Below are 22,927 nucleotides of genomic sequence, written 5' to 3'. Positions count from 1 at the left end.
GAACACCGCCAGGACCGCTTCCCGGTCCATCACAGTGTTCGCAAGCATGTTCGAATTCTATCGCGATCGACCGACCCGCCAACCAGTTATCCACAACCCGCACTTCATCCACAGGCCTTACGCCGCAACAGGATTCCCCGATGCGCAGAAGAGCTTGGTGTGGTTGGATCGCCACGACTTCGCCGACGCCGATCGACAGACCTTTACTCGATCTTGACCACATGTTGAATCGTCACACCCACGATGTCGGGTGTGAGTACGCTTCCATCGGTGGAACTGGAGGTTTTGGGACCTCTCCAGGTTCGGAAAGACGGTGCGCCCGTCGTCATACCGGGCGCAAAGCCGCGCGCGATACTCACGATGCTCGGGCTGCACGGCGGTTCGGTGGTCCCCGCCACGACGCTGGTCGAGTTGCTGTGGGGCGATACCCCACCACGCACCGCCGCCAAAGCCCTGCAGACCCACATCTCCTCGTTACGACATGCTCTCGGCGACGGATTCGTCCTGACCGAGGGAACAGGATGGCGCCTGAGCACCACCGAAGTTGACGCCTTACGCTACAAGCGAGCAGCCGGGCTCGGTCGTGCCGCAGCAGCCGCCGGTGACACCAGCGGTGCGGTGGCTCGCTTCGGCGAGGCTGTGGCCTTATGGCGTGGAGTTCCGGAGCTTCCCGACGGCCGGCGCGGAACGTCTGAGAAGACGCGCTGGGTCGAGGGACACGCCGCGCTGATCGAAGATCGGGCCGACGCACTGCTGATGACTGGCAGAGCGGCGGAGATCATCGGTGAACTCGAGGCCTCGGTGACGGACGCGCCCTTGCGCGAAAGACGTTGGGGCCAGCTGATGCTCGCCCTGTACCGCGCCGGCAGGCAGGGTGAGGCGCTGGGTGCCTACCGACGCGCCCGCACGCTGCTGGCCGATGAGTTGGGAATAGATCCGGGACCCGAGCTTCGGCGCCTCGAGGCCGCGATCGTCGCACAGGACGATGCACTCGATCTCCCTGCGACGCAACATGTTACCGCCGTGACACGCGCCGTCACCTTTCTGCTCACAGACATCGTCGGGTCGACGGCCGCCTGGGAGGCAGATGCCGATGCCATGGCCGTCGCGCTCGCCCGCCACGACGAGATCGTCGAGCAGGTCGTGACGTCCCGGGGCGGTCGGCTGATCAAGACGCGCGGGGAGGGCGATGCGACGTTCACGGTCTTCGACCGCCCTTCAGCGGCCGCCGCTGCCGCCATCGAGCTGCAAGATGCGATCCTCCAGGAGCCGTGGGCGCTGGCCGAACCCATGCGTATCCGCGTCGCCTTGCACACCGGCGAGGCAGAACTCCGCGACGGCGACTATTTCGGTCGATCGGTCAACCGCGCGGCTCGGCTACGGTCCCTGGCCACGGGCGGCCAGATCCTGTGCTCGGGTGCGACCGCCGAACTCGTGATCGACTCTCTCTCCGACGACGTTGTACTCGTGGATCTGGGGACGCGACAACTGAAGAACCTGACTCGGCCCGAGCACGTTTTCGAACTTCGCCTCGACACCAACGACAACGCACCGCCCCCAAGCACTCCCCCGATCGAGCGGCTCGAAATACCCGCAGTACTCACCGGATCTGGACCTTTCGTCGGGCGTGGCCCCGAACTCGGCGAACTGCTGTCCACGTGGCAGACCGCGCTCACCGCGGGCACCCAGGCGGTGCTGATCGCCGGTGAACCCGGCGTCGGCAAGACCCGCCTGGCCGGCGAATGGTCCCGCCAGGCCTACGAGGACGGCGCCGTCGTGTTGTACGGGCGGTGCGACGAGGATCTCGGCGCGCCGTACCAGCCATTCACGGAAGCACTACGCACACTTGTGCCCAGCGTCGGACCCGGCAGGCTACGGGGCATCCGCGGCATCGAGGCGATACTGCCACTGGTTCCAGGCCTCATCGATGCTGTACCCGACTTGACCGCACCGACCAGAGCCGACCCGGACACCGAACGCTACGCGTTGTTCGACGCCGTCGTCGCACTCTTGGAAGCAGCCTCTGCGAGCGTGCCGATCGTCTTGGTCCTCGATGATCTGCACTGGGCTGCCAAACCAACCCTGCTGCTGTTGAGGCATCTCCTACGTTTCGGCGAACACGCCCGCGTGCAGATCGTCGGCACGTACCGCAGCACCGACCTCGACCGCTCTCACCCGTTGGCGGCAATGCTCGCCGATCTGCATCGCGACGGTGCTGCCTGCCGAATGAGCCTCAGCGGTTTGGATACCGGCGATGTGGCGGCATACGTCGCCGAAGCAGGTTACGACGACGAAGAACTGGCGAACGCGCTGGCGTCGGTCACGGGTGGCAACCCGTTTTTTCTCATCGAAGCGCTGCGCCACGTCAACGAAAGCGGTGGCCGCTGGGATCCGAGCACCCTGCCCCAGGGAGTGCGAGAAGCCGTGAGCCGCAGGCTGTCACGGCTTTCTCCGGACACCAACAAGGCACTTTCGGCCGCCGCGGTTGTTGGCAGCCGGTTTACCGTGGACCTGGTCGAGAGAGTGCTTGAACAAGACCTCATCGATGCCTTCGACGAGGCATGCACAGCGGGCATAGTCATCGAAGAGCCCGGCGGCCGTTACCGATTCAATCACGCGATCGTCCGACAGTCGCTGCTCGCCGAGCTGGCATCGGTACGCCGTATGCGACTGCACCAACGCATCGCCACCACATTGGAAACCGAACCCGCACGCGACGACGAGCGCCTGGCAGAGCTGGCGTACCACTATTTCGAATGCGCCTGGGCGGGCAACGCGTTCAAGGCCGTCGAATACTGCCGCCGCGCAGCCGACCAGGCGATGGCCCGGCTTGCCTACGAAGGCGCCGCAGAACTCTACGACCACGCGCTGCACGCGCTCGAGGAACTCGATGACGAACTCCCCGACCGTGACGACCGGCGGGCGGACCTGCTGATCGCTCGGTGCGAAGCGCTGCTGGCTGCCGGCGATGTCACATCGGCGGCGACCACCCTGGCCCAACTCCAACAGCAGAAGGGCGATTCCGCACGCCTCACGGCGTGGACAACATGCTTCGACGGCCAGCTCTCGATCCTGATTCACCCCGAGCGGCTCGATGAGCTGGAGAGCGCGTTGCGCGCAGCCGCAGACAGACTGGCCGAATTGGGCGACGGCGCAGGGGAAGCCACAGCCCATACCGTGCGCGCCACATGCCTGGCTCGGCTCGGTCGAATCGCAGACTGCGAAAGCGCGCTGGACCATGCTCTTTCCGCAGCCCGGCGCGCACGAGAACACCGCCGGGTGAACAACGTCCTGGCGGGCGCGCCGCTTGCCGCGCTGTGGGGTCCCAGCCCGGTTCCGCGCGCAGGCGGGCGGTGTCTCGACGTGGTGAGACTCCTGCGGATCACCAGCGGATCACCGGTGGTAGAGACGATATCGACACGGTGCCAGGCTGTGTTGGAGGCTTACCGTGGCCGGGGCGGCGCGGCCAGACGCATGATCGACTCAGCCCGGCGCACAGTCACCGAACTGGGATTGAGGCATGCGACCTTGGAGGTTGAACACTTCGCAGGCATCATCGAACTGACTCTCGACGATCCCGCGGCCGCCGAACTCCATCTACGCCTGGCGTACAACGGCTTTCGACGGATGAGAGTGGACGCCGATACGGCTGAGACTGCGGCACTGCTGGGTCGCGCGTGCATGCTCCTGGGCCGCGACGAGGAAGCCGACGAATTGTGCGCCGAGAGTGAGCGTCTCGCGGGCCATGCGCTGAAGGCCTCGATTGCGTGGCGCGTCCTTCGGGCACAGCTACTTTCACGAGATAATGATCACGACAAGGCCCGCCGCGTTGCCGAGGCGGCTGTGAGTCTGGTCGAACGCACCGATGCGCTGGTCGATCACGGCGATGCCTGTTTGGCGCTCGCAATGGTGCTGGGTGCCGCAGGCGATACCTCCGGGATGCAGTCCGCTGCCGAACGAGCCGCAGCCCTGTACGAGCAGAAGGAGGCTACAGCCCTTGTCGAGAAGGCACGTCGACTTGTCGGCGATACCGTCCGTGCCACTACGCCGGTTCTACCTGAGATAGCGAGCGTCGAGCTCGAAACCTCATGCGTCCGAGCAGGCGAGCGCCTGATGGCAGCTGTCGACCGAAGGGCGTGGGACGACTTCGAGCAGCTGTTCGCGGCTGCGGCCACTGTCGAAAGTCGTCGCAAGATCGTCGGTTTCAAGCCGGTCGACGTGCCCTCGGACTGGGTGCACCAGAACAGACTCAACCTCGAGACCGGCGGCATGCGGGTCACCGCGACGGTAATCGCCGTTCGGGGTGAGCGCCTGGCCCTTTCCCGATTGAGAGTGGGCACCGCGGACATGAGCGCCGGGGCACCAGAGGACGAACTTCTCCAGGTGTATGGCATCGATGACGCAGGCCTAATCGCTCTGCAGGTATGGTTCGACCGCGACGACTTCGACGCTGCCATAGCGGAACTGGACGCTCGCTACCTTGCCGGGGAAGCCGCCCCGCACGCGCATACGTGGGTTGTCATCGCTGACGCCTACGCCGCACTCAATCGGCGCGAGCTTCCCGCGGCAACGCCGGACTGGGTGGACGCCGATCATCGACAGCCGGTCACCGTCGACAATGGTGACCTGGGAGTGTCGCTCAATGCATTGTGGGACATCACGTCACAAGCCACGATCTATGTCGAAGCCGTCCATCGGCTCGGTGAAATCGGCGCAGTCACAACTCATGTGGCATCGGCGACCTCGAAAGCGGGTTTCGACGCCGAGTGGCGCGACGTCTGCCTGTTGACGGTCGACGGCGACCGGTTGAGTCGCGCTGAGGCGTTCGACGAGGCGGACCTGCGCGGGGCGCTGGCGAGATTCGACGAGCTCAGCGCCCCAACAGCACGACCAGAAAACATGGCAACCCATGTGTACGAGCGCATGAAACACTGCTACGGGAGTGGAAACTGGGCCGCGTTGGCCGAGATGCATGCTGAGAATATTTCCAACGACGACCGTCGCATGGTGGTCAACGCGGGCGTTCAACAGGGACGCGATGCCGTGATCCGCGAAATATCGGCCATCGCGGGTGTCGGGGCTACGAATTGGACGTCGCACACTGTCGCGATTCGCGGCCAGTACGTTGCCCTCAATCGTGCACGCGCGGCGAGCGGCGAGCTACCGGAGGACTTCCACACCGATGTCCTCGACGTGATCGAAATCGACGCCGATGGACTGGTTGTGGCGCGCGTCGTGTTCGATCCCGACGACATCGACGCCGCCTTCGCCGAACTCGATGCCCGCTATCTTGCTGGGGAGGCGGCGCCGTTCGCACAGACCTGGTCGGCAATCGTGGGCGCTTACGCCGCATTCAACCGCCGCGAACTCGCTGCAACGACGCCTGACTGGGTGAACGTGGACAACCGTCGTGGAGCCGCTTTTCAGCCCGGCGACATGATCAGTTACCTCGAAGCCGCGTGGGACGACTCGCCGGACACCGAGATCCGCATCGTGGCGGTACATCAACTCAGTAACCTCGGCGCAGTGGTCACCCATGTCGCACAAGGGATGTCGCGAGAGGGTTTCCGCGCCGAGTGGCGGGACACCCACATTCTGATGGTCGACGGTGAATTGATCAGCCGCTGTGAACTCTTCGACGAAACAGACCTCGCCGCTGCGCTTGCGAGATTCCAAGAACTCAGCAGTCAAGCGCCGCAACTGGAGAACACCGCAAGCAAGATGTATGAGCGTTTCCATAAGTGTTTTGCCGAGCGCGATCTGGCCGCGATCGCGGCCATGCTGGCCGAAGACTTCTACGGTAACGATCGTCGTCGCCTCGTAGGCTCGGGAATCCGGCATGGTCGGGATGCCGCACTCCAGGACGCCCGCGCGATCACCGAGCTCGGCATCAGCATCACAGCAACAGCGGTGATTGCGACGCGCGGTGATCGCCTCGTGCTCAGGCGCTCGCAATATGTAGACGAACCTGCCGCCGCGTATCACGTCAATGTCCTCGAAGTCGTCGGCCTGAACAGCGACGAGCGAATCGACACGGTGATCACGCTCGATCCCGACGACATCGAGGCCGCCTTCGCCGAACTCGATGCCCGTTACCTCGCCGGTGAAGCAGCCGCCCACGCACACACCTGGTCGGCCATCATGGCGGGCTACGCCGCGTTCAACAGACATGAGCTGCCGCCCACGACGCCCGATTGGGAGAACGTCGACCGCAGGCGGGCGATCGCCTTCGCTCCTGGCGAGCAGACCTCGTACATCCAGGCGACCTGGGACGTCACTCCCCAAGCCGAGGCCCACGTCGAAACCGTCCATCGCCTGACCGGATACGGTGCGCTCGTCACACAGGCGGTACACGGAACGTCACCGGAGGGCTTCGACGCCGAATGGCGTGAGATCGCGCTGCTCACGCTCGCCGGTGACCTGATCAACCGCTGCGAACTGTTCGACGAGGCTGACCTCGCCGCCGCGCTGGCTCGGTTCGAGGAGCTCGGTCACGAAGCATCGGCGAGGTGAGATCCCCGATACTCTGGCGCCCATGGACTTCCGTGTGTTCGTCGAACCCCAGCAAGGCGCTACGTACTCCGATCAGCTCGCTGTCGCCCGCGCGGCCGAGTCGCTGAATTACTCGGCCTTCTTCCGGTCGGACCACTACCTGGCGATGAGCGGCGACGGCCTGCCCGGCCCGACGGATTCCTGGGTGACGCTGGCAGGCATCGCGCGTGAGACCTCGACCATTCGGCTCGGCACCATGGTCACTTCGGCGACCTTCCGCCATCCGGGCCCACTGGCCATCTCTGTCGCGCAGGTCGACGAAATGAGTGGTGGCCGTGTCGAATTGGGTATCGGGGCAGGCTGGTTCGAAGCCGAGCACCAGGCCTACGCCATCCCGTTCCCGCCGCTGGGTGAACGGTTCGACCGGCTCACCGAACAGCTGCGGATCATCACCGGCATGTGGGATACCCCGGTCGGGGACAAGTTCGACTTCGACGGCAAGCACTACACCGTCGTCGACTCACCGGCCCTGCCCAAGCCCACGCAGTCGCATCCGCCGATCATCATCGGAGGCGGTGGCCCCAAGCGCACGCCTGCACTGGCCGCCGAGTTTGCCGCCGAGTTCAACATCCCGTTCGTCCCTCTCGACGTCCTCAAGGCGCAGTTCGCTCGGGTCGCCGACGCGGTTGCCGGCGCGGGGAGAGCGCCCGACTCGCTCACCTACTCCGCGGCGTTCGTGCTGTGTGTGGGGCGCACCGACGCCGAGATCGCCACCCGAGCCACCGCGATCAACCGCGAAGTCGATGAGCTTCGCAGCAATTCGCCCTTGGTCGGGACGCCCGCGGAGATCGTCGACAAGCTGGCTCCGTTCCTCGAAGCGGCCGTGCAGCGGGTCTACCTGCAGGTGCTCGACATGTCCGATCTGGACCACGTCGAGCTGTTCTCCACTGAGGTCATCCGCCAATTGGACTGATAGGGGCGAGACCAGGTAACGCGATTATCATCGGACCCCGTGACCGCCAAGGACGACGACGACCGGGCTCATGATCAGCCCTGGCACCATTCGACGTCGGCGGTCGCGGGTGCGAGCGCCGCAGCCCTCGGCGTCATCGCCCTACTGGTGTGGGGTGTGGTGAGCCTGACCAGCAGCGCCAACAGCCCGCAAGAGGCACCCACCCAGTTCGTCGATCCGACATTTTCGTCGTCGACGCCGGCCGCATCCACGACGACCACAACAGCCACGATCACGTCCACCCCACCGGTGAGCACCTCCGAGATCATGGGACCGTCGGACGCCGCCACCACGTCGGGTTCGGACACCTCGTCATCGAGCGACACATCGACGACCGGGCCGTCGACGACCGGGCAGCTGCCTACCACCCGGACCCACGCCGGCGACGCCGATACCAGCCGTCCCCGGGTGCGGACGAACGTGACGCGCACGCTCTATCCGCTGCCCGGAAACTGAGGCCGTCGTCGTCACCCCAGCGGATCGTCCACCGCTTGGAGCGTGCGGTGCTCGCGTCGCATTTCGCGCTGCCCGATCAGGTAGAACACGATCCCCATGGCGATGAACAAGGCCATCGGAATCAATTGGCCCAGTTCGTAACCCAGGCGGTCGCCGGCGAATCCGGCAGGCAGCGCGTCATCGGGGGTCCCGGGAGAGCCGAAAAGACCGAGACCGGCCCCCGGGTACAGCAGCTGTATGAGGGTGAAGATGACCACGAGTGTTGCTGCCGCTGAACAGAGATACCGGCCGACGGTGCCACCCGGGATGCGGAACGGCCGATTGGCGTCAGGGTATTTGCGGTCGAGAACCATCAGCGCCGGGAACATCACCAGATAGGCCACCATGGTCATCGAGATGGCCAGATTGAGCCCGACGCTGAAGTACTTGCCGATGTCGCCGGACGTGAAGTTCAGCGCCGCAATCATCACGGCGGTCGCCAGTATTCCGGCCAGGACGTTGATCCGCACAGGGGTACCGAACCGCTCCGAGATCTGGCCCAGCCACGCGGGACCGCTGCCGTCTGAACATGCGGTGGCCTGAGCGCGGCTCTCCCCGATCGCCCAGCTCACTCCGCTGGTGAAGAGCGCGATGATGACGCCCGCTGCGCAGATGACGCCGATAACCTCACCCGCACCGGTCAATTCGACGGTTCCGTCCGGGCTGACGTGGCCTCCGTAGATGGTGAAGACGAGTTTGGCGGCATCGAGAAAACCACTCAGATGGCTGACCTGGTCCCGCGGCAGGACCACCAGAATCGCCACCACCGGCGCAGCGACCATCAGGAATGCCGCAAGCCCTGAGCGCATGACACCGACCGGGATGGTGCGTTGCGGGGCTTCCATTTCCTCGGCCGCCGCGGAGGAAACCTCGAAACCGACAAAAGTGAAAACGATCAGCGGTGCGAGAGCGAGGAACCCCAGATACGACGGGGAGAAGTCCGATGCGGTGAGCGGTTGGATTCCGTGGATGACGCCGTAGACCACCGTCGAGACGAAGAAGAATCCGAGCAGGACGATGCGTGCCACGGCACCGGCGATGGGCACCCAGCGACCGGCTTCGAGGGAGACGGACACCGCCAGGACACCCGCCCACACGAAAGCCAAGCCGAAGACATACGTCCATGCCCCGGGCAAGGGATGAATGAAGGTTTGGAAGGTGGCCAATGCCACGACGGCCAAAGCGCCGCCGACCCACACCGGGTTGGACAGCCAGTACACGAACTGCGCCACGGATGCCACACCCCGACCGAAGGCCATCCGTACCCAGGTGTATTGGCCGCCCTCAAGGGGAAAGGTCGAACTCAGCTCGCTGACGATCAACCCGTAGGGCACGAAGAACACGACCGAGAAGACGAGCAGCCAGGCGAACGCCTCGGGCCCGGATGCCGCCAGGGCGCCGATGGTGTCCAGACCGACCAGCGAACACAGCAGCAGGAAAAAGACGTCGAACCGGCGGAGCCCTTGCCGCAGCCGCCCTTTGGGAGGCTCGAGCTCTGGTTCTTCGATGATTTGTTGCGTCATAGCGGTTTCTCCTGGTTCTGCGACTGTCGTCGAAGTGGAGCGGTGCGTGAGAAGTCAGGGACACTGACTGTTCACTCAGTAAGCAGGAAGACTGTGCGGCGCGCGTCACAATTTGTCAAGAGCGCGTGCGCCATCACTGCGCCACCTGCGCAGATGAGGCCGGGTACCGTGCCGATGTGGTCCGATCACAGAAACAGTCCCCTGGCCGCGCCGACGACATCGTGGCCACGACCATCGACTTCATCACCGAGAACGGCGTCGGCCAGCTTCGCACCGTCGACATCGCCAAACGCCTCGGCGTGAGCACGGGCCTGATCTTCTACCACTTCGAGACGCTGGCAAATCTGATTGAACACGCGTTCGCCGTTGCCGCAGAACGTGATTTGACCCAACTGCGCAACACCCTCGACAGGGTCGCGACCCAGCCGGTGCTCGACCGACTGCGCGCGGTCTTACATCACTACGGGCCCACCGGGAACGCGCTCGGCTGGCGGCTGTGGATCGAATCGTGGTCAGCCGGCCTGCATGACGAGAACCTGCGAAAAGTCGTCAAAGACATGGACACGCAGTGGCGGCAGACCGTGGCGATGCTCATCGCGGAAGGCGTGGGCTCGGGAGAATTCCACACCCCCGACCCGCACGGGGCGGCCTGGCGCCTGACCCTGCTCCTCGACGGCCTGGCTGTCCAGTCGGTCGCCCTCGGCGGGGCGGTGACCACCGAGGAGATTCACCGCTGGACCGAGGACGCCCTGCGCAACGAACTCGGACTGCCGACCACATCCGCGTAGCGCGGCGACGATCCAAGCCAAACTTGACGTGACCTGACCCACTCTCCATACTGACTGCCTAGTCAGTCACTTTTGGGGAGTCTCATGTCACTTTCTTTGCCCAACGCCATCGGTTCGGTCGAGCAGGCCGACGACTCGCCGGTTTTCGAGGCGATCTGGACGGATCCGGTCACCGGCGCCCGCGGATATCTCGTGCTCGACCGGCTGGTACGCGGCATCAGCAGCGGCGGCCTGCGGATGCGCAAAGGCTGCTCACTGGACGAGGTCCGCGGACTGGCCCGGGGCATGACCCTCAAAGAGGCCATCCACTACGAAGAGGCTGCCCGCTACGTTCCGCTGGGCGGAGCCAAAGGCGGTATCGACTTCGAACCGTCCGATCCGGCCGCAGAGTCGGTGCTCTACCGCTACCTCGAGGCGATGAAACCCCTCATCGAGCAGCGCTGGACGATGGGCGAAGACTTCGGCGTTCGCCAGGAGACCGTCGACAAGTGCATCGCCCAGCTCGGTCTCGGCAGCTCGGTGGATGCGGCCTACCGACACCTCGACGATCCCGACGAGGCGCAGGCCCGGATGCGGGTCGCGTTCGGCACCGACGTCGACGGCGTCAAGCTCGATGAGCTGGTCGGCGGCTACGGCGTGGCCGAAGCGGCACTGGCTGCGATGGAATTGCACGATCTGCGTCCGGATGCCTCCACGGCGTTCATCCAGGGGTTCGGGTCGATGGGCGGCGCGACCGCCCGCTACCTGCAGCGGGCAGGGGTGCGCGTGGTCGGTATCGCCGACGTGCACGGGGTCGTCGCCAACCCGAACGGACTCGACGTGGAGCGGCTGCTGCTGACCCGCACACCCAGCGGCGGCGTCAACCGCGCGGAGCTGCGCCCAGAGGATGTCGAGCTGCCCGGTGACCGCTGGCTGTCGGTCGCGGCGGACGTGCTGGTCCCCGCTGCCACCTCGTACTGCATCAACGCCACCAACCAGCATGAGGTGACGGCCAAACTGATCGTCGAGGCAGCCAACATGCCTGTCACCCCGGACGCCGAAACCGACCTGGCCGCACGCGGAATCGTGATCGTGCCGGATTTCGTGGCCAATTCGGCGACCAACGCGTGGTGGTGGTGGGTACTGTTCGGCGACATCGACGGAAGTGCCGAGCAATCCTTCGCCAAGATCTCGACGCGGCTGCGTGAGTTGAGCAACGAGATGTTCGCTTTGTCAGCCGCCGACAAGATCACCGCGCGCGCCGCCGCGTACACCATGGCCACCGACCGGCTCGACAAGCTGACCACCGCGTACCCCAGTTAGCCACAGGCCCAACGAGATCACGTATCACCCCTGGAAGGACTCATGAGCACTGACACCGAAGCCACGACCGCGCCTGTCGGACAGCGCCGCAGCGGGGGCCAAGCTCTGGTCGACGCGTTGACCCTTCACGGCGTCGACGTGGTCTTCGGTATTCCGGGGACGCACAACCTGCCGGTGTACGCCGCCCTGGGCGCCGCGGGTATCCGGCACGTGCTGGCCCGCCACGAACAGGGCGCCGGCTATGCCGCGGACGGCTACGCACGCGCCGGCGGGAAACCTGGGGTGGTGATAACGACCACTGGCCCGGCGATCCTCAACGCCGCAGCCGCTGCGGCCCAGGCATATTCGGATTCCGTGCCCGTCCTGTTCATCGCGCCGGGTCTGCCGCTGCACCACCCGAGCCTGGGCAACGGGTATCTCCACGAGGTCAAAGACCAGTTCCGCGCGATGGATTCGATCGTCGGACATGCGCAACGCGTGACCACCGTCGAAGAGATACCGTTGGCGGTCGCGCAGTGCTTCGCTGCGATGACCAGTGGACGTCCCCGGCCTGCGTACCTGGAAATCCCGTTAGACCTGCTCGATCTCGAGGCCACGACGGCACTGGTGCCGCCCTACGCCGGTCGCCCGGGCCGTCCGGATCCTGAGTCGATCCGGTCAGCGGCACAGCTTTTGGACGCCGCCGAGCACCCATTGCTGATCGTCGGCGGCGGGGCATCGGGCGCGGCCGACGAAGTCCGCGAAGTCGCCGAAGCGTTGCAAGCGCCGGTGATCACCACTGCGAACGGCAAAGGTGTTCTGCCCGAGACACATCCGTTGTCGTTGGGCGCCGGAGTGCATCACCCCACCGTCAAAGAGTTGGTCGCCGCCAGCGACGTGATCGTGGCCGTCGGTACCGAACTGGCTCCGTCGGACTGGTGGTGGGGCCCAATATCGCAGCAGAGCACCGTGATTCGCATCGACATCGATCCCACGGCCGCGGCCACCAACATCTCCCCCGCCGTCGCTTTGATCGGCGATGCCGCCGAAACGCTCTCCACCGTGCTCGCCGGCATCAGCACCGCCGGGCGCGCTGATCGTCGCGAATCTTCAGCACAGTGGCGTCGATCGCTCCGGCAGGACGCTCAGCGAGAAGGCAGCGCCTACCTCGAGCTGTGCGCCGCGTTGGACGTCGCACTCGACGACAGCGCCCTTATCGCCGCCGACAGCACGATGGCCTGCTATTACGGCGCACTGTCCAACCTTCCGCTGCACCAGCCGCGGTCCTTTCTCTATCCGACCGGGGTGGGCACCTTGGGCTACGGCCTACCGGCGGCAATCGGCGCGAAAATCGCTGCACCACAACGCAATGTTGTCGCCTTACTCGGTGACGGCGGTGTCATGTTCACCGTCGCCGAGCTCGCAGCTGCCGCGCAGGCCGGCTTGTCCATCCCCGTCGTCATCGTCGACAACGGGGGCTACGGCGAGATCCGGAACGAGATGGCCGACCGCGGCGACAGCGTGCACGCGGTAGATCTGGCCAGCCCCGACTTCGCCGCCCTGGCACGTTCACTCGGCTGCCACGGCGTGTCGCTGGAGTCGCCCGCTCTGGTGACCGATGCAGTCGCGGCCGCACTGAACGCCGACCGGCCCACCCTGATCCACCTCCGGGTCACGGCAACCGAGGCCGGCTGACAGCGATTACGGCGTAGGCACCGCTGACGTCGTCGGCTCCGTCGAATGCGACGGCTTCGACGGTGAACTCGGCGCAGCCGTGGGCTCCGGCGCCTGAGTGTGCGTCGGCTCGGGCGGCGGCGGCACGGTGTGTGTATGCGTCGGCTCGGGTGTCTGAGTCGGTTCCGGCGTCGGCGTCGGTGCAGGTGTGTGCGTCGGCGGCGGGGGTGGCGTGAATGTCGGGATCGGCAACTGCGGCACGGGTAGCTGCGGTACCGGCAACTGCGGCAGCGGCAGCGCCGGGATGGGCAACTGCGGGATCGGCGGCAGCTCGGGGGCCGGCGGCAGCGCAGCCGGTGCGGGGATGTCCGCCGGAGCCGGGTCCGCCGCCTGCGGCAGAGCCGGGGCGGGAGCGGCCTGCGGCGCCGGAACCGCTTGCACCTGCTGACGCTGAACCGAATACGGCGCGGACGACGGAGACACCGCAGGAGCGGGCGCGGGTACCGTCGGATCCTGCACGACGACGGTACGGGTCGGCGGACCCGCCCCGACCTGCGCCAACGGAGCTTCAGCCGGCGCGAGCCCGGGTGCCGCCGGGCCGCTGACAGGCGCGGCGTCCATCTTGTCGGCGTGGGCAGACAGCAGCAGGCCTGCGGTGCCGACGACGGTGAGCAGCGCCGCGGCGCACACCACGATGCCGCGATACCACGGCGTGCGGGCCGCCGCGGCGGGCTCACGCGGTGCTTCTGCGAACACGAATGCGGGCCTGGCGGAATCCTCCGACACGGACTCGGGGATGTAGTCCATGACCTCGGCGGCCGGATCGCTGACCGACCACGCCAGCGCGGCCGGCGCCAGTGACGAAGCAGCGACCGTACCGGTCGTCGATGCGGGCGCGAAGGGAGCAGCCGTCACCGCCCGCGTCGCCGCCGTCTCGGCCTCGCCGCGGCGGGCCAGCAGACCCGCACCGATCGCGGTGACCACCTGAGCCTGCGCGACGGTGGTCACCGACATCCGGAAGGCTTCCGAAAGTCGCTGTGTCACAAGGGGAATCCGCGCGGTCCCGCCCACGGTGACCAGCGCCGCCAGCTGCGCCGGGTGCACGCCGTTGCGCCGCAGCAGATCGTGCAGCGCCTCGATCACCCCGCGCAGCTGCGCGTCGACCACCGCCTCGAGCTCGGCACGGGTGAGCCGCAGCATGCTTCCCGGCGCCGGGCCGGGCAACCCGGTCGCGGCCTCATAGCTCAACCGTTCCTTGGCGGCCCGCGACTCCTCACGCAGCCGGGCCAGTGCAGCGACCGCCGCGGTGCCCGAGGCATCGGCGTCGAGGTTGCTCAGCACGTGCCGCAGCAGCTCCTGATCGACGAGGTCGCCGGAGAAGTCGTCGTAGCGCACGGTCTGTCCGATCGGCGCGAAACGCGCATCCGCGTCGGCGAGCGTGAGGCTGGTTCCGGTGGCCCCGAAATCGACCAGGGCGACGACACCGCGGGCCGGCAGCCCGGGATGCGCCTGCATCGCCGTCAGCGCCGCAAGGGCATCGGACACCACCCGCACGCCGGGCATCGCGGCGCGGGCCGCATCGAACGCTGCCGGGCCCCAATAGGCAGGTACCGCCACCACCGTGCGTTCCGGTCGCTGCGCCGGACTGGCCGCCCGGGTCAGCGATTCCACCGCGGCGGCCAGCAGTTGCTCGCCGCGGTGAGCCGAGCCGTCGGCAGCGAGCAGCGGGATCGGATCACCGACCCGCTCCACGAAGCCGGTGATGACAAGACCGTCTCCGTCCGAGACGCCGACCTCAGGCATGCGGTCCCGGAACAGGGTCAGCACGCTACGCCGCATGATCGGCGCCTGGTCAGCAACCGCTGTCAGGTTGGCCGCACCAACCGACAACCCCAGGCAACCACGCATACCTTCTATGTCGGTCGAGGGCCCCGATTCGTTAATCCGTCAGGGTTGCGGGCCGAATATTCGGCAACCAACGCCTCGGCGCTACGCACCGCAGCCCGGCACGCGCGGGTGGTGAACGGGTCGTTGAGCGGGTGCTCGGCCCGCCGACGCCAGCGCTGCGCGGCCGCGAACGCCGCTCGCGGCCCGTCGTAGGGCGTATCGGGTTGCAGACCGAGCCGGCTCGCCGCATCGGTGCCCGACCCGCCGATGATGCGCCGCAACGAGGCCATCTCGTCCTCGTTGAGCGTCGTCGGGCGCCCGCGCAACTGGCTGAGCAGCCGCAGCTCCTCGAACGCGTGCGTATCCGCGAGCAGCGGGTCGATGTCGGCCAGGATGTATGGCGTCGCGTAGATCGGGTTGTGCTGCACGAACTGCCGCAGCGACAGCAGCGCGGTGTGCGCCTTGAGCAGATCCGAGCGCTGCGCGAACTGCTGGTCGATGACATCGCGCAACGCGACCAGGCCACTGCGCTCGAGCAATTCATCGGCCAGCGCCACGGAGTCGGTGATGCCTGCCCGCAGCACCGCGATGGAGATCCTGATCCCGAACATGCCGAACCGCTCGAGCAGCGCCGCGCGTGTCTTCGCGTCCACCGGCAATGAACTGTCTTCGCGCACAAAGCGATCCACCGACAGCATGGCCTTGTTGATCTCCGCGGCGTCGACTCCGGCGAGCTTCTGCAGCGCCACGAACTCGCTCTGGCGCAACGTGCGGGCGGTCAGCGCGAGCAACCCCGACACCGGCACCACGGCCTGGCAGATGCCGGTCTTGTCCATCTCGGCGGTGAACCGTTTGGCGACGTCCTTGGCCGACATCATGGCGTCGATGCGACCGGCACCGATCTCGTCGGCCCGCGACGCCACCCCGATCACCCCGAGCGCGCCCGACGAACCGCCGACCAGCTCACCGATCTGCTTGAGCAGGGCGATGTCGGCGGCGTTGAGCGTGCGCAACAGGAACACCACCGCGTCGACGCGCGGCACTCCGTCCTCGGGCACCAGCAGCCGATGTGTGCGTTCAGAGACGTCCCGCGACAGCGACGACGTGCCAGGGGTGTCGATGATCGTGGTGTCGATCAGTTCGGCGGCGGGCCATTCGACGTCGAGGTCGACCACGTCGACAGGGTCGAGGGCCGAAAAGCTGAACGTCAAGCCCCGGTCGTGCGGGTCGCGCGCGATCGGCACGTTGGACCGGCGGCCCCCGCGGTGGTTGGCCGTCACCTTCGGGGTGGGCCCGTGCCGGAACCAGGTGACGATGCGCGTCGCCTCGGTCGCGTCGGTGGGTGCGATGTCCTCCCCCACCAGCGCGTTCACCAGCGTGGACTTGCCCGCCTTGAGCGTGCCCGCCAGCGCGATCCGGATGGGCTGGTTGAGCCGGCGCCCGATCCGGTCGAGCTCGTTGTGCACGTCGGGTCGGTCACGGTACGCCGGGTCACCCCGGTACGCCTGGATGGTGCCGCCCAGAATCGTCCGTACCTGATCGCTCGTGCTCACGCTGCGAAATCCGACCCTTTCACTTAACCCCGCGAGCCTAGCGGGACTCCCTGGGCGAGGTTCCCAGCATGCTCGACGACCTGCTTGAGGATGTTGAGCTGACGCTCCAGTTCGGCCACCCGGGTGTTGCGCTCGTTCTCTTCGACCTTGGCCGCGGAGAGGGTGGCCTGCAGGGATTCGTTGAGTGAACGGTTCGTCTGGTTGGCCACGTCGCGGTAGTGATCGCGCAGCTGACGCTGGATGGCCTTGAGCCGGTCACGGGATTCCTTGCCCACCACGAATGCCACATCGTCGACGAACTTGCGCACGTTGGCCTTGGCTTCGCCTCGGACCCTCAACATCCGGTTTTCCATGTCCTCCTTGTAAGCCTTGCGGCCCAACAGAAGTCCCGCACCGAGCGACAGCGGGTTGAACATGCCGAGGCCCGCGAACGAGGTGATCATGCCGAACATCAGCACACCGCCGTAGGAACCCCGCATACCGGTGACGAGCTTGTGGCCCGCCCGGATGGGTCCGGCCTCCAGTTTCTGCACCGAGCTGAATTCCCCGAAGCCAGCGCCCATTTCCCGCGCATCGATCTGAGGAAGGGCCACCGCGTCCAGGCCTGCCTTGGTGAAGGTGTCGGCCACCTCGGCGGCCAGCGCCTCGGCGCGCTGATAGGCCCACACGAAGTTGTCGCCGACCGCGGTGGCCACCGCGTCCTCGAGCTCAGCGCCGATCTCGGCCCAGTGCGCCGTGGGATCGACCTTGTCGAGCATCTTCTCGGTGTGCGCGCTGATGGTCCGGAAACGTTGCCGCAGATCGTGATCCACGTCTGCGGTGAGATCGGCGATACCGTCGTTGAGCACCTGCTGCCACAGCGCGCTCTGCGCAAGGGCGTCCTGCGCCTCCTGCTTGCGCCGCTCCAGCTCGCTCGTCAGCTGCGCGCGAACCTCAGGATCGTTGATCGCCGCCAGCTCGGTTTCCACCGCCAGCATCAAATGCTCTGCGGCAGACCGGATGTCGTCGACCACCTGATCGCGGATGCGGTCGTTCTCGCGAGACAGCACCCGCTCGGAGAGGAAGTTGACGATGGCCGGAAAGTTGGACTCCTCGTTGAGTTCCTTGTCGTTGAGCTGGATGGCATGGCTGCGCAGCACGGAAGACACCGGAGTGACCGGCACATTCAGTCCGGCGCGCTGCAGGTGGGCGGTGTTGGCGGCGACGATGTCGCGCCAATGCGGATACAGATCGGTCTTGGTGGCGACAATCGTTGCCACCGGGCATATTTCGAGTGCCTGACGGATGAACCTCAGCTCAGGCTCGGTGAATTCCTGGCTGGTGTCGCTGACCATGAGCATCGCGTCGGCGTCGGGCAGCAGGCCCAGCGTCGCCGAGAGGTGCGGCTGCCCGTGCCCGCCCACCCCAGGGGTGTCGATGAATGCCAGCCCACCCTGCAGCAGGGGGCTCGGCGCGGTCACCTCGACACGCAACACCTGCCGCCCGCCTGCCTGCGGGGCGCGGCGCAGATCGTTGCGCAGTTCGCCCGGCGGGATGTCGATGAGTTCGGGTTCCGCCCCGTCGGGCCGCGCCACCACCAGCCGGGCCGACGGCTGCTCGCCGTAGGACACCATGGTGGCCAGCACCGTGCTCTCGTCATCGCCGACCCGGGCCACCGGCATGTTCAGCAGCGAGTTGAGCAGCTGACTCTTGCCCTGTTTCAGCTGGCCGGCGATGACCACCCGGATGTGCGGATCGGTGATGCGCTCCTTGGCGCGGCCGAGGCTCTGCACGAGGTCGCCGCGGTCTCTCGCGCCGGCGATCCTGCTGGTGTGGTCGATCAGCTCGATGATGACCGCGACCGGTCTGGCCGGCCCGCCGGCCGCGCCTTTGCCCGGGTCATTCGATTGCGTCATTGGGAAACCCTCCGGCCTCTAACGGTAAACGGCGAACTGGCGGGGACCTTTGCGGTCCCCGCCAGTAGCGGTGCTGTTCCGATCAGAAGCCGTGGAACCCGGCGTGCGGGTCGACCGTGTTGTGGCTGGCCACATCGTTGGTGGTCGACACGTTGGTGTGCAGGCCACCGACCTGGTGCACCGAATCGTCGGTCACCGAGCTGTGCACCGAGCTGTCGCTGTGCACCGTGCTGGTGTTGCCCACCGAGCTGTCGTGCACCGACTGGTCGGACAGCGAGGTGTGGGTCGACGACGCGGTGTGCACCGAGGAGTCGATCGAGCTGGTGTTGCCGCTGCCGACATCGTGGCCGGCGGTGGTCTGGTTGCCGCCCACCGCGTGGCTGTCGTTGCTGGTCACGATGATCGAGCCGGCGTTGCCGCCGTCGCCGGCATTGGCGTGGCCGCCGCTGCCGCCGATGTTGAGCAGGCCACCGCCGCTGCCGCTGGCGCTCGCGCCGCCACCGTGGCCGCCGCTCATGTCGTTGCCGCTGATGACCGGGCCGTCGTTACCGGAGATGATCTGACCGCCTGCGTGCTGCGAGCTGTCGGCGATCTCGTTGCCCTGGCCGATGGCGACGTGCGAGCCGGAGCCGGCCCAGACATCGCCGTTGTTGACGGTGTTGCCGTGGCCGAGCACCGCGCCGTCGCCGGTGACGATCGGGCCGCTGGAGTGTCCGGTGTTGACGACGCCGCCGTTGGTCGCGGTGTTGGTCGTGGTGGTCTTGTCGCCGAGGGTGATGTCACCGAAGCCCAGGTTGAACGCACCCTGCTGGGCGTTGGCGCCTGCGTCCTGGTTGGGGCTCATGATCGGCACGTTGTTGTGGCTGGCCAGGTCGGTCGAGTTGCCGCTCAGCAGCGAGGTGTCGGTCTGCGGTGCGAAGGTCGGCTGCGAGGTGAAGGCCGTCTGCGGGGAGAACGGGGAGGCGATGTTGTGGTAGTCGGCGACCGCGCGCTGCAGGCCGTAGACCGGGTCACCGTTGCCCAGCGCCAGACCGGCCGGAGCGGCGGTGGCGGCCACGGAGGCCAGCTGCGCGGCGGACACGTTCGGCAGGCCGGCGTCGCGCAGCGCGCCTTCCGGGTCGGCCACGTAGGCGGCGGCAGCGGCGGGGCTGCGGAACAGATCCATGATGAAGTCGATCAGAGTGGTCATCTCGGTACTGCCTTTCGTTGTGTCTTGCCTGAGGTTCTGGTTCTCGTTCCGGGATGTCCCGGCGAACTGGTGACAACGTTATGGGCCGCGCAAGCCCCCGCAAACGGGGCCGGATCCCCTCCCTCCCGCACGTCCACTGGGGGTGCCCGATGGGGACCCATTAGGGGATTAGGGGATCGCTAGGGGTTCCTGAAGCAAATATGGTCAAACGCTGGGAGAACGCCATCTATGCACGTCAACGTCAAAAAGCGCACAACCCGAGAGGTTGTGCGCTAATTCGCTACGGTTAGATGCGGCTGCGTTCAGCTGAACAGGTCGAAGCCGGCCCCACCATCGTCGTGGTGGTGATCGTCCAGTGCGGGGGCCGCCCATTCGCTCCCGAAGTCGGCGTGGGTGGCGTCATCGATGACGGGGTTGCTGAGCTGCAGCGATGAATCATCCAGCGACTGCTGGCCGATCCCGCTGTCGGTGAAGTAGTCATCAAGGGCAGCGGGGGCGATGTGATCGGGCTGGGTGATCACGTGGTCCACGATGTGCCCGGTGTCGGCGGGCGTGGCCGTGGCAGGCACGTGGTCGCCGAAGGCGTCGAACGCGGCAGTGGCTGCCCCGCTCGCCCAGACATTGCCCGCGGGTTCGGTGCCGAACCCCTCGCCTCCGGTCAGTGATTCAGACACCACCGGAATGAGATTGTTGACATCGACGCTGGTCACACCGGTCAGATGGGCATCGGAGATGGCTTGCGACGGGTCGGCGGCATAGCGCGCGGCGGCGTCGGGATCACGGACCAGTGACATGACAAAGTCGAGGAGCGAATTCGCCATGACACCTTCCTTACTCTCTTGTGACCATCTCGGACCCGTCTCGTGACGGCTGTCATCGATGCTATCCACCAGTGGCGTCACTGGGATCGGTGTCCAACCCACCCCCTTGGCGGTCCAATTAGGGGGTCGGCCGTTAGGGGATTCTGGCGACTAGGGGATGAATCCTCGACACCAGGGGGCCAGCCGCTATCGTGGGGACCGCCCCGACAACACAGGAGTGACGCCTGATGACCGACGCACTGGGGTTGTCGATCGGGACAACCAACCTGGTGGCTGCCCGCGAGGGCCGTCCGCCGGTCGTTCGCCGCTCGATCCTCACGCTGTTCGCCGACCGTGCTCCCGAGGTCGGCGAGTACGGCGGTCAGGGCCTGGCCCTGACGGGGTTCGTCGAGCGGGTGGGCGATCCGGTACCGATCGTCGCCGCTGACGGTTCCCAACATCGCGGTGAACTGGCGCTGGCCGAGGCCCTCGACGCGATGGCCCGCGCTGCCGGCGGTGGTTCACCTGTGACGATCGCGGTCCCGGCGTACTGGGGGCCCGCCGCCGTCGGGGCGCTGCGCGGCGCTCTGCGCGGCAAACCCGCACTGGCTCCAGACGGTGTTCCCGCCGAACTCGTCCCCGATTCCCTGGCCGCACTCGCGGCGTTGCGCGCGGGACCCGGCCTGCCCGCCGAGGGCGTCGTGGTGCTGTGCGACCTCGGCGGCAGCGGTACCAGCGTGACGCTCGCCGACGCAGGCGCGGGCCTGGCCCAAATCGGCCAGACCGTGCGGTACCCGGACTTCTCCGGCGACCAGGTGGACCAGGCGCTGCTCAACCATGTGCTCAGCGGTGTCGCCGCTGCCGGCAACGCCGACCCGGCCGGTACCGCTGCGGTCGGCTCACTGGCGAGGCTGCGCTCCGATTGCCGCCAGGCCAAGGAGCAGTTGTCCGCCGACACCGTCGCCGTCATTCCGACCGAGCTTCCCGGGTTCACGTCCGATGTCCGGGTGACGCGCTCCGAGCTCGAGCAGCTCGTCGCCGACCCGCTCACCGGTCTGCTGAACAGCGTCGCAGAAACGTTGCAGCGCAACAACATTGCTTTGTCGAGCGTGACAGCGGTGGCGACGGTCGGCGGCTCCGCGGCTATTCCGCTGGTGACCCAGCGCCTGTCGGAGCACCTGCGCGCACCGGTCGTCACGTCACCGCAGCCGCAGCTGACCGCCGCAGCCGGTGCCGCGCTGGTGGCCGACGTCGTCGCCGACGCGGGCGCCCCGACCGGCATGGCCCCAGGGGTTTTCGCGGCCGACGCTCCGACCGGCCTGGCACCCGGGATCAACCCCGCGGACGCCCCGACCGGCATGGCGCCGAGCGCGTGGGCCGTCGGCGCGGCCGGTGCGGCCGCGGCCGAGTCGGCGTCCGACGGGGCCGGGTCGGCCACGTTCCGGTCGCTGGCCTGGTCGCAGGACGACGACGCTCCCACCGACGAACCGGTCCCCTACGCCGGACCGGACTACAACTACAACTACGAGAGCGGCGGGACGGGCCCGACCTCGGCTCGCCCGCAGATGGCCTTCGCCCACGAAGAAGAGGCGTTCGACGCCGAGCCAGGACCACTGCCCTGGTACAAGCGGCCGGTGATCCTGTTCGCGGCAGCCGCCGCCGCAGTCCTGCTCGCAGCGGGTGGTCTCGCCGTGACACTGACCAGCTCGTCCGGCGATTCGACACCGGTGACCGAGACCAGCACCACGGTCTCGATGCTGCCGCCGGTCACCACCGTCACCGTCGGCCCGGACGGTCAGGGCACCACCACCGTCATCACCCCGACAACGGTGATCACCCAGACGCACACGACGGACAGCCCCACGCCGACTACGACCACCGAGCCCACCACCACGACCACAAGTCCGACCACGACCACCACCACCACAACGACCACCACGACAGCGCCCACCACGACCACCACCACCACTCAGCCGACCACCACACAGCCCACGACGACCCAGCCGACGACAACCCAACCCACCACGACCAAGCCGCCGACCACGACACAACCGCCGGTCACCACGACCGCGGCCGGCGGCGGCGCCTAGCCGGTCATGTCGCACCCGGCGCCGGACACCGGCATGGACCTGCCGCCGGCCGCCCGCCGCGTCGTAGCAGCCGTGCTCGCCGCGCCGACTGTGCCGACAAAACTGCTGGTGACCGGTGGCATCGGGACCGGCAAGACCTCGGTGCTCGCCGCTGTGCGCGGTGCGCTGCGCGATGCCGGGCGGGTGGTGCTGACCCTGTCTCTTATACACATCTCCGAGCCCACGAGACTACGCTGCATCGCGTATGG

Annotated in this window: 15 protein-coding genes; 8 read left to right on the top strand and 7 right to left on the bottom strand. The window is 67.0% G+C overall.

All coding sequences use genetic code 11. The features are described from left to right. The 3 genes from A5784_RS39300 to A5784_RS22675 form a co-directional block, all read left to right on the top strand. Nucleotides 1–217, top strand: a 217-nt coding sequence (locus A5784_RS39300) for a hypothetical protein (protein WP_232006211.1), incomplete at its 5' end; no start/stop codon positions are given. 53 nt (nucleotides 218–270) lie between these two features. Continuing rightward, nucleotides 271–6,513: an ATP-binding protein gene (locus A5784_RS22680; RefSeq protein ID WP_197514840.1), complete on the top strand. Its 6,243-nt coding sequence runs from the start codon at nucleotides 271–273 to the stop codon at nucleotides 6,511–6,513. Between the two features lie 22 nt (nucleotides 6,514–6,535). Next, nucleotides 6,536–7,465, top strand: coding sequence for an LLM class F420-dependent oxidoreductase (locus A5784_RS22675; RefSeq protein ID WP_064947139.1), 930 nt, complete (start codon nucleotides 6,536–6,538; stop codon nucleotides 7,463–7,465). 74 nt (nucleotides 7,466–7,539) lie between these two features. Here the strand turns inward: A5784_RS22675 and A5784_RS22670 are convergent, their stop codons facing one another. Both A5784_RS22670 and A5784_RS22665 read right to left on the bottom strand, forming a co-directional pair. Continuing rightward, nucleotides 7,540–7,935 (bottom strand): hypothetical protein, encoded by a 396-nt coding sequence (locus A5784_RS22670; protein WP_064947138.1) that lies wholly within the window; start codon nucleotides 7,933–7,935, stop codon nucleotides 7,540–7,542. Between the two features lie 36 nt (nucleotides 7,936–7,971). Next, nucleotides 7,972–9,522 carry an APC family permease gene (locus A5784_RS22665; protein WP_064947137.1) on the bottom strand — a complete coding sequence of 517 codons (1,551 nt, stop codon included), beginning with the start codon at nucleotides 9,520–9,522 and terminating at the stop codon, nucleotides 7,972–7,974. Between the two features lie 176 nt (nucleotides 9,523–9,698). Here A5784_RS22665 and A5784_RS22660 point away from each other — a divergent pair, with 176 nt between their 5' ends. The 3 genes from A5784_RS22660 to A5784_RS22650 all read left to right on the top strand — a co-directional run bounded on the left by A5784_RS22660 (nucleotide 9,699) and on the right by A5784_RS22650 (nucleotide 13,286). Then, nucleotides 9,699–10,310: a TetR/AcrR family transcriptional regulator gene (locus A5784_RS22660; protein WP_064947142.1), complete on the top strand. Its 612-nt coding sequence runs from the start codon at nucleotides 9,699–9,701 to the stop codon at nucleotides 10,308–10,310. An 84-nt stretch (nucleotides 10,311–10,394) separates the two neighbouring features. Continuing rightward, nucleotides 10,395–11,612: a Glu/Leu/Phe/Val dehydrogenase dimerization domain-containing protein gene (locus A5784_RS22655; protein ID WP_082945016.1), complete on the top strand. Its 1,218-nt coding sequence runs from the start codon at nucleotides 10,395–10,397 to the stop codon at nucleotides 11,610–11,612. A 42-nt stretch (nucleotides 11,613–11,654) separates the two neighbouring features. Then, entirely contained in the window at nucleotides 11,655–13,286 is a 1,632-nt protein-coding gene (locus A5784_RS22650) for a thiamine pyrophosphate-binding protein (RefSeq protein WP_064947136.1), read from the top strand. A gap of 6 nt (nucleotides 13,287–13,292) precedes the next feature. Here A5784_RS22650 and A5784_RS22645 read toward each other — a convergent pair whose 3' ends face one another. From A5784_RS22645 to A5784_RS22625, 5 genes are all read right to left on the bottom strand, one after another. Then, on the bottom strand, nucleotides 13,293–15,104 hold the full coding sequence (locus A5784_RS22645) for an Hsp70 family protein (protein WP_502687533.1): 1,812 nt from the start codon (nucleotides 15,102–15,104) through the stop codon (nucleotides 13,293–13,295). A gap of 74 nt (nucleotides 15,105–15,178) precedes the next feature. Continuing rightward, entirely contained in the window at nucleotides 15,179–16,705 is a 1,527-nt protein-coding gene (locus A5784_RS22640; RefSeq protein ID WP_064947134.1) for a dynamin family protein, read from the bottom strand. A gap of 23 nt (nucleotides 16,706–16,728) precedes the next feature. Further along, complete coding sequence (iniA, locus tag A5784_RS22635; protein WP_064947133.1) at nucleotides 16,729–18,600, bottom strand: isoniazid-induced dynamin-like GTPase IniA; 1,872 nt, start codon at nucleotides 18,598–18,600, stop codon at nucleotides 16,729–16,731. 82 nt (nucleotides 18,601–18,682) lie between these two features. Next, the gene (locus A5784_RS22630) at nucleotides 18,683–19,789 is read right to left on the bottom strand and encodes an IniB N-terminal domain-containing protein (RefSeq protein WP_064947132.1); all 1,107 of its coding nucleotides are present in this window, start codon (nucleotides 19,787–19,789) and stop codon (nucleotides 18,683–18,685) included. Between the two features lie 302 nt (nucleotides 19,790–20,091). Further along, a complete protein-coding gene (locus tag A5784_RS22625) occupies nucleotides 20,092–20,610 on the bottom strand; it encodes an Rv0340 family IniB-related protein (protein ID WP_064947131.1) in 519 nt (172 codons plus the stop codon). 227 nt (nucleotides 20,611–20,837) lie between these two features. Between A5784_RS22625 and A5784_RS22620 the strand changes: the two genes are divergently transcribed. Then, nucleotides 20,838–22,679, top strand: coding sequence for an Hsp70 family protein (locus A5784_RS22620; RefSeq protein ID WP_064947130.1), 1,842 nt, complete (start codon nucleotides 20,838–20,840; stop codon nucleotides 22,677–22,679). Between the two features lie 6 nt (nucleotides 22,680–22,685). Continuing rightward, on the top strand, nucleotides 22,686–22,927 hold a 242-nt coding region (locus tag A5784_RS22615; protein WP_156750717.1), incomplete at its 3' end, for a hypothetical protein.

The organism is Mycobacterium sp. 852013-50091_SCH5140682, assembly GCF_001665685.1.
In the GTDB taxonomy this organism is placed as follows: domain Bacteria; phylum Actinomycetota; class Actinomycetes; order Mycobacteriales; family Mycobacteriaceae; genus Mycobacterium.
The sequence above is the reverse complement of the archived record's forward strand: the minus strand, read 5'-3'. Positions and strand labels throughout refer to the sequence as shown.

Coding starts and splice junctions, on each gene's coding strand:
- A5784_RS22675 (WP_064947139.1), top strand. CDS start 6,536: ATGGACTTCCGTGTGTTCGTCGAACCCCAGCAAGGCGCTACGTACTCC.
- A5784_RS22665 (WP_064947137.1), bottom strand. CDS start 9,522: ATGACGCAACAAATCATCGAAGAACCAGAGCTCGAGCCTCCCAAAGGG.
- A5784_RS22655 (WP_082945016.1), top strand. CDS start 10,395: ATGTCACTTTCTTTGCCCAACGCCATCGGTTCGGTCGAGCAGGCCGAC.
- A5784_RS22650 (WP_064947136.1), top strand. CDS start 11,655: ATGAGCACTGACACCGAAGCCACGACCGCGCCTGTCGGACAGCGCCGC.
- A5784_RS22645 (WP_502687533.1), bottom strand. CDS start 15,104: ATGCGGCGTAGCGTGCTGACCCTGTTCCGGGACCGCATGCCTGAGGTC.
- iniA (WP_064947133.1), bottom strand. CDS start 18,600: ATGACGCAATCGAATGACCCGGGCAAAGGCGCGGCCGGCGGGCCGGCC.
- A5784_RS22630 (WP_064947132.1), bottom strand. CDS start 19,789: ATGACCACTCTGATCGACTTCATCATGGATCTGTTCCGCAGCCCCGCC.
- A5784_RS22625 (WP_064947131.1), bottom strand. CDS start 20,610: ATGGCGAATTCGCTCCTCGACTTTGTCATGTCACTGGTCCGTGATCCC.
- A5784_RS22620 (WP_064947130.1), top strand. CDS start 20,838: ATGACCGACGCACTGGGGTTGTCGATCGGGACAACCAACCTGGTGGCT.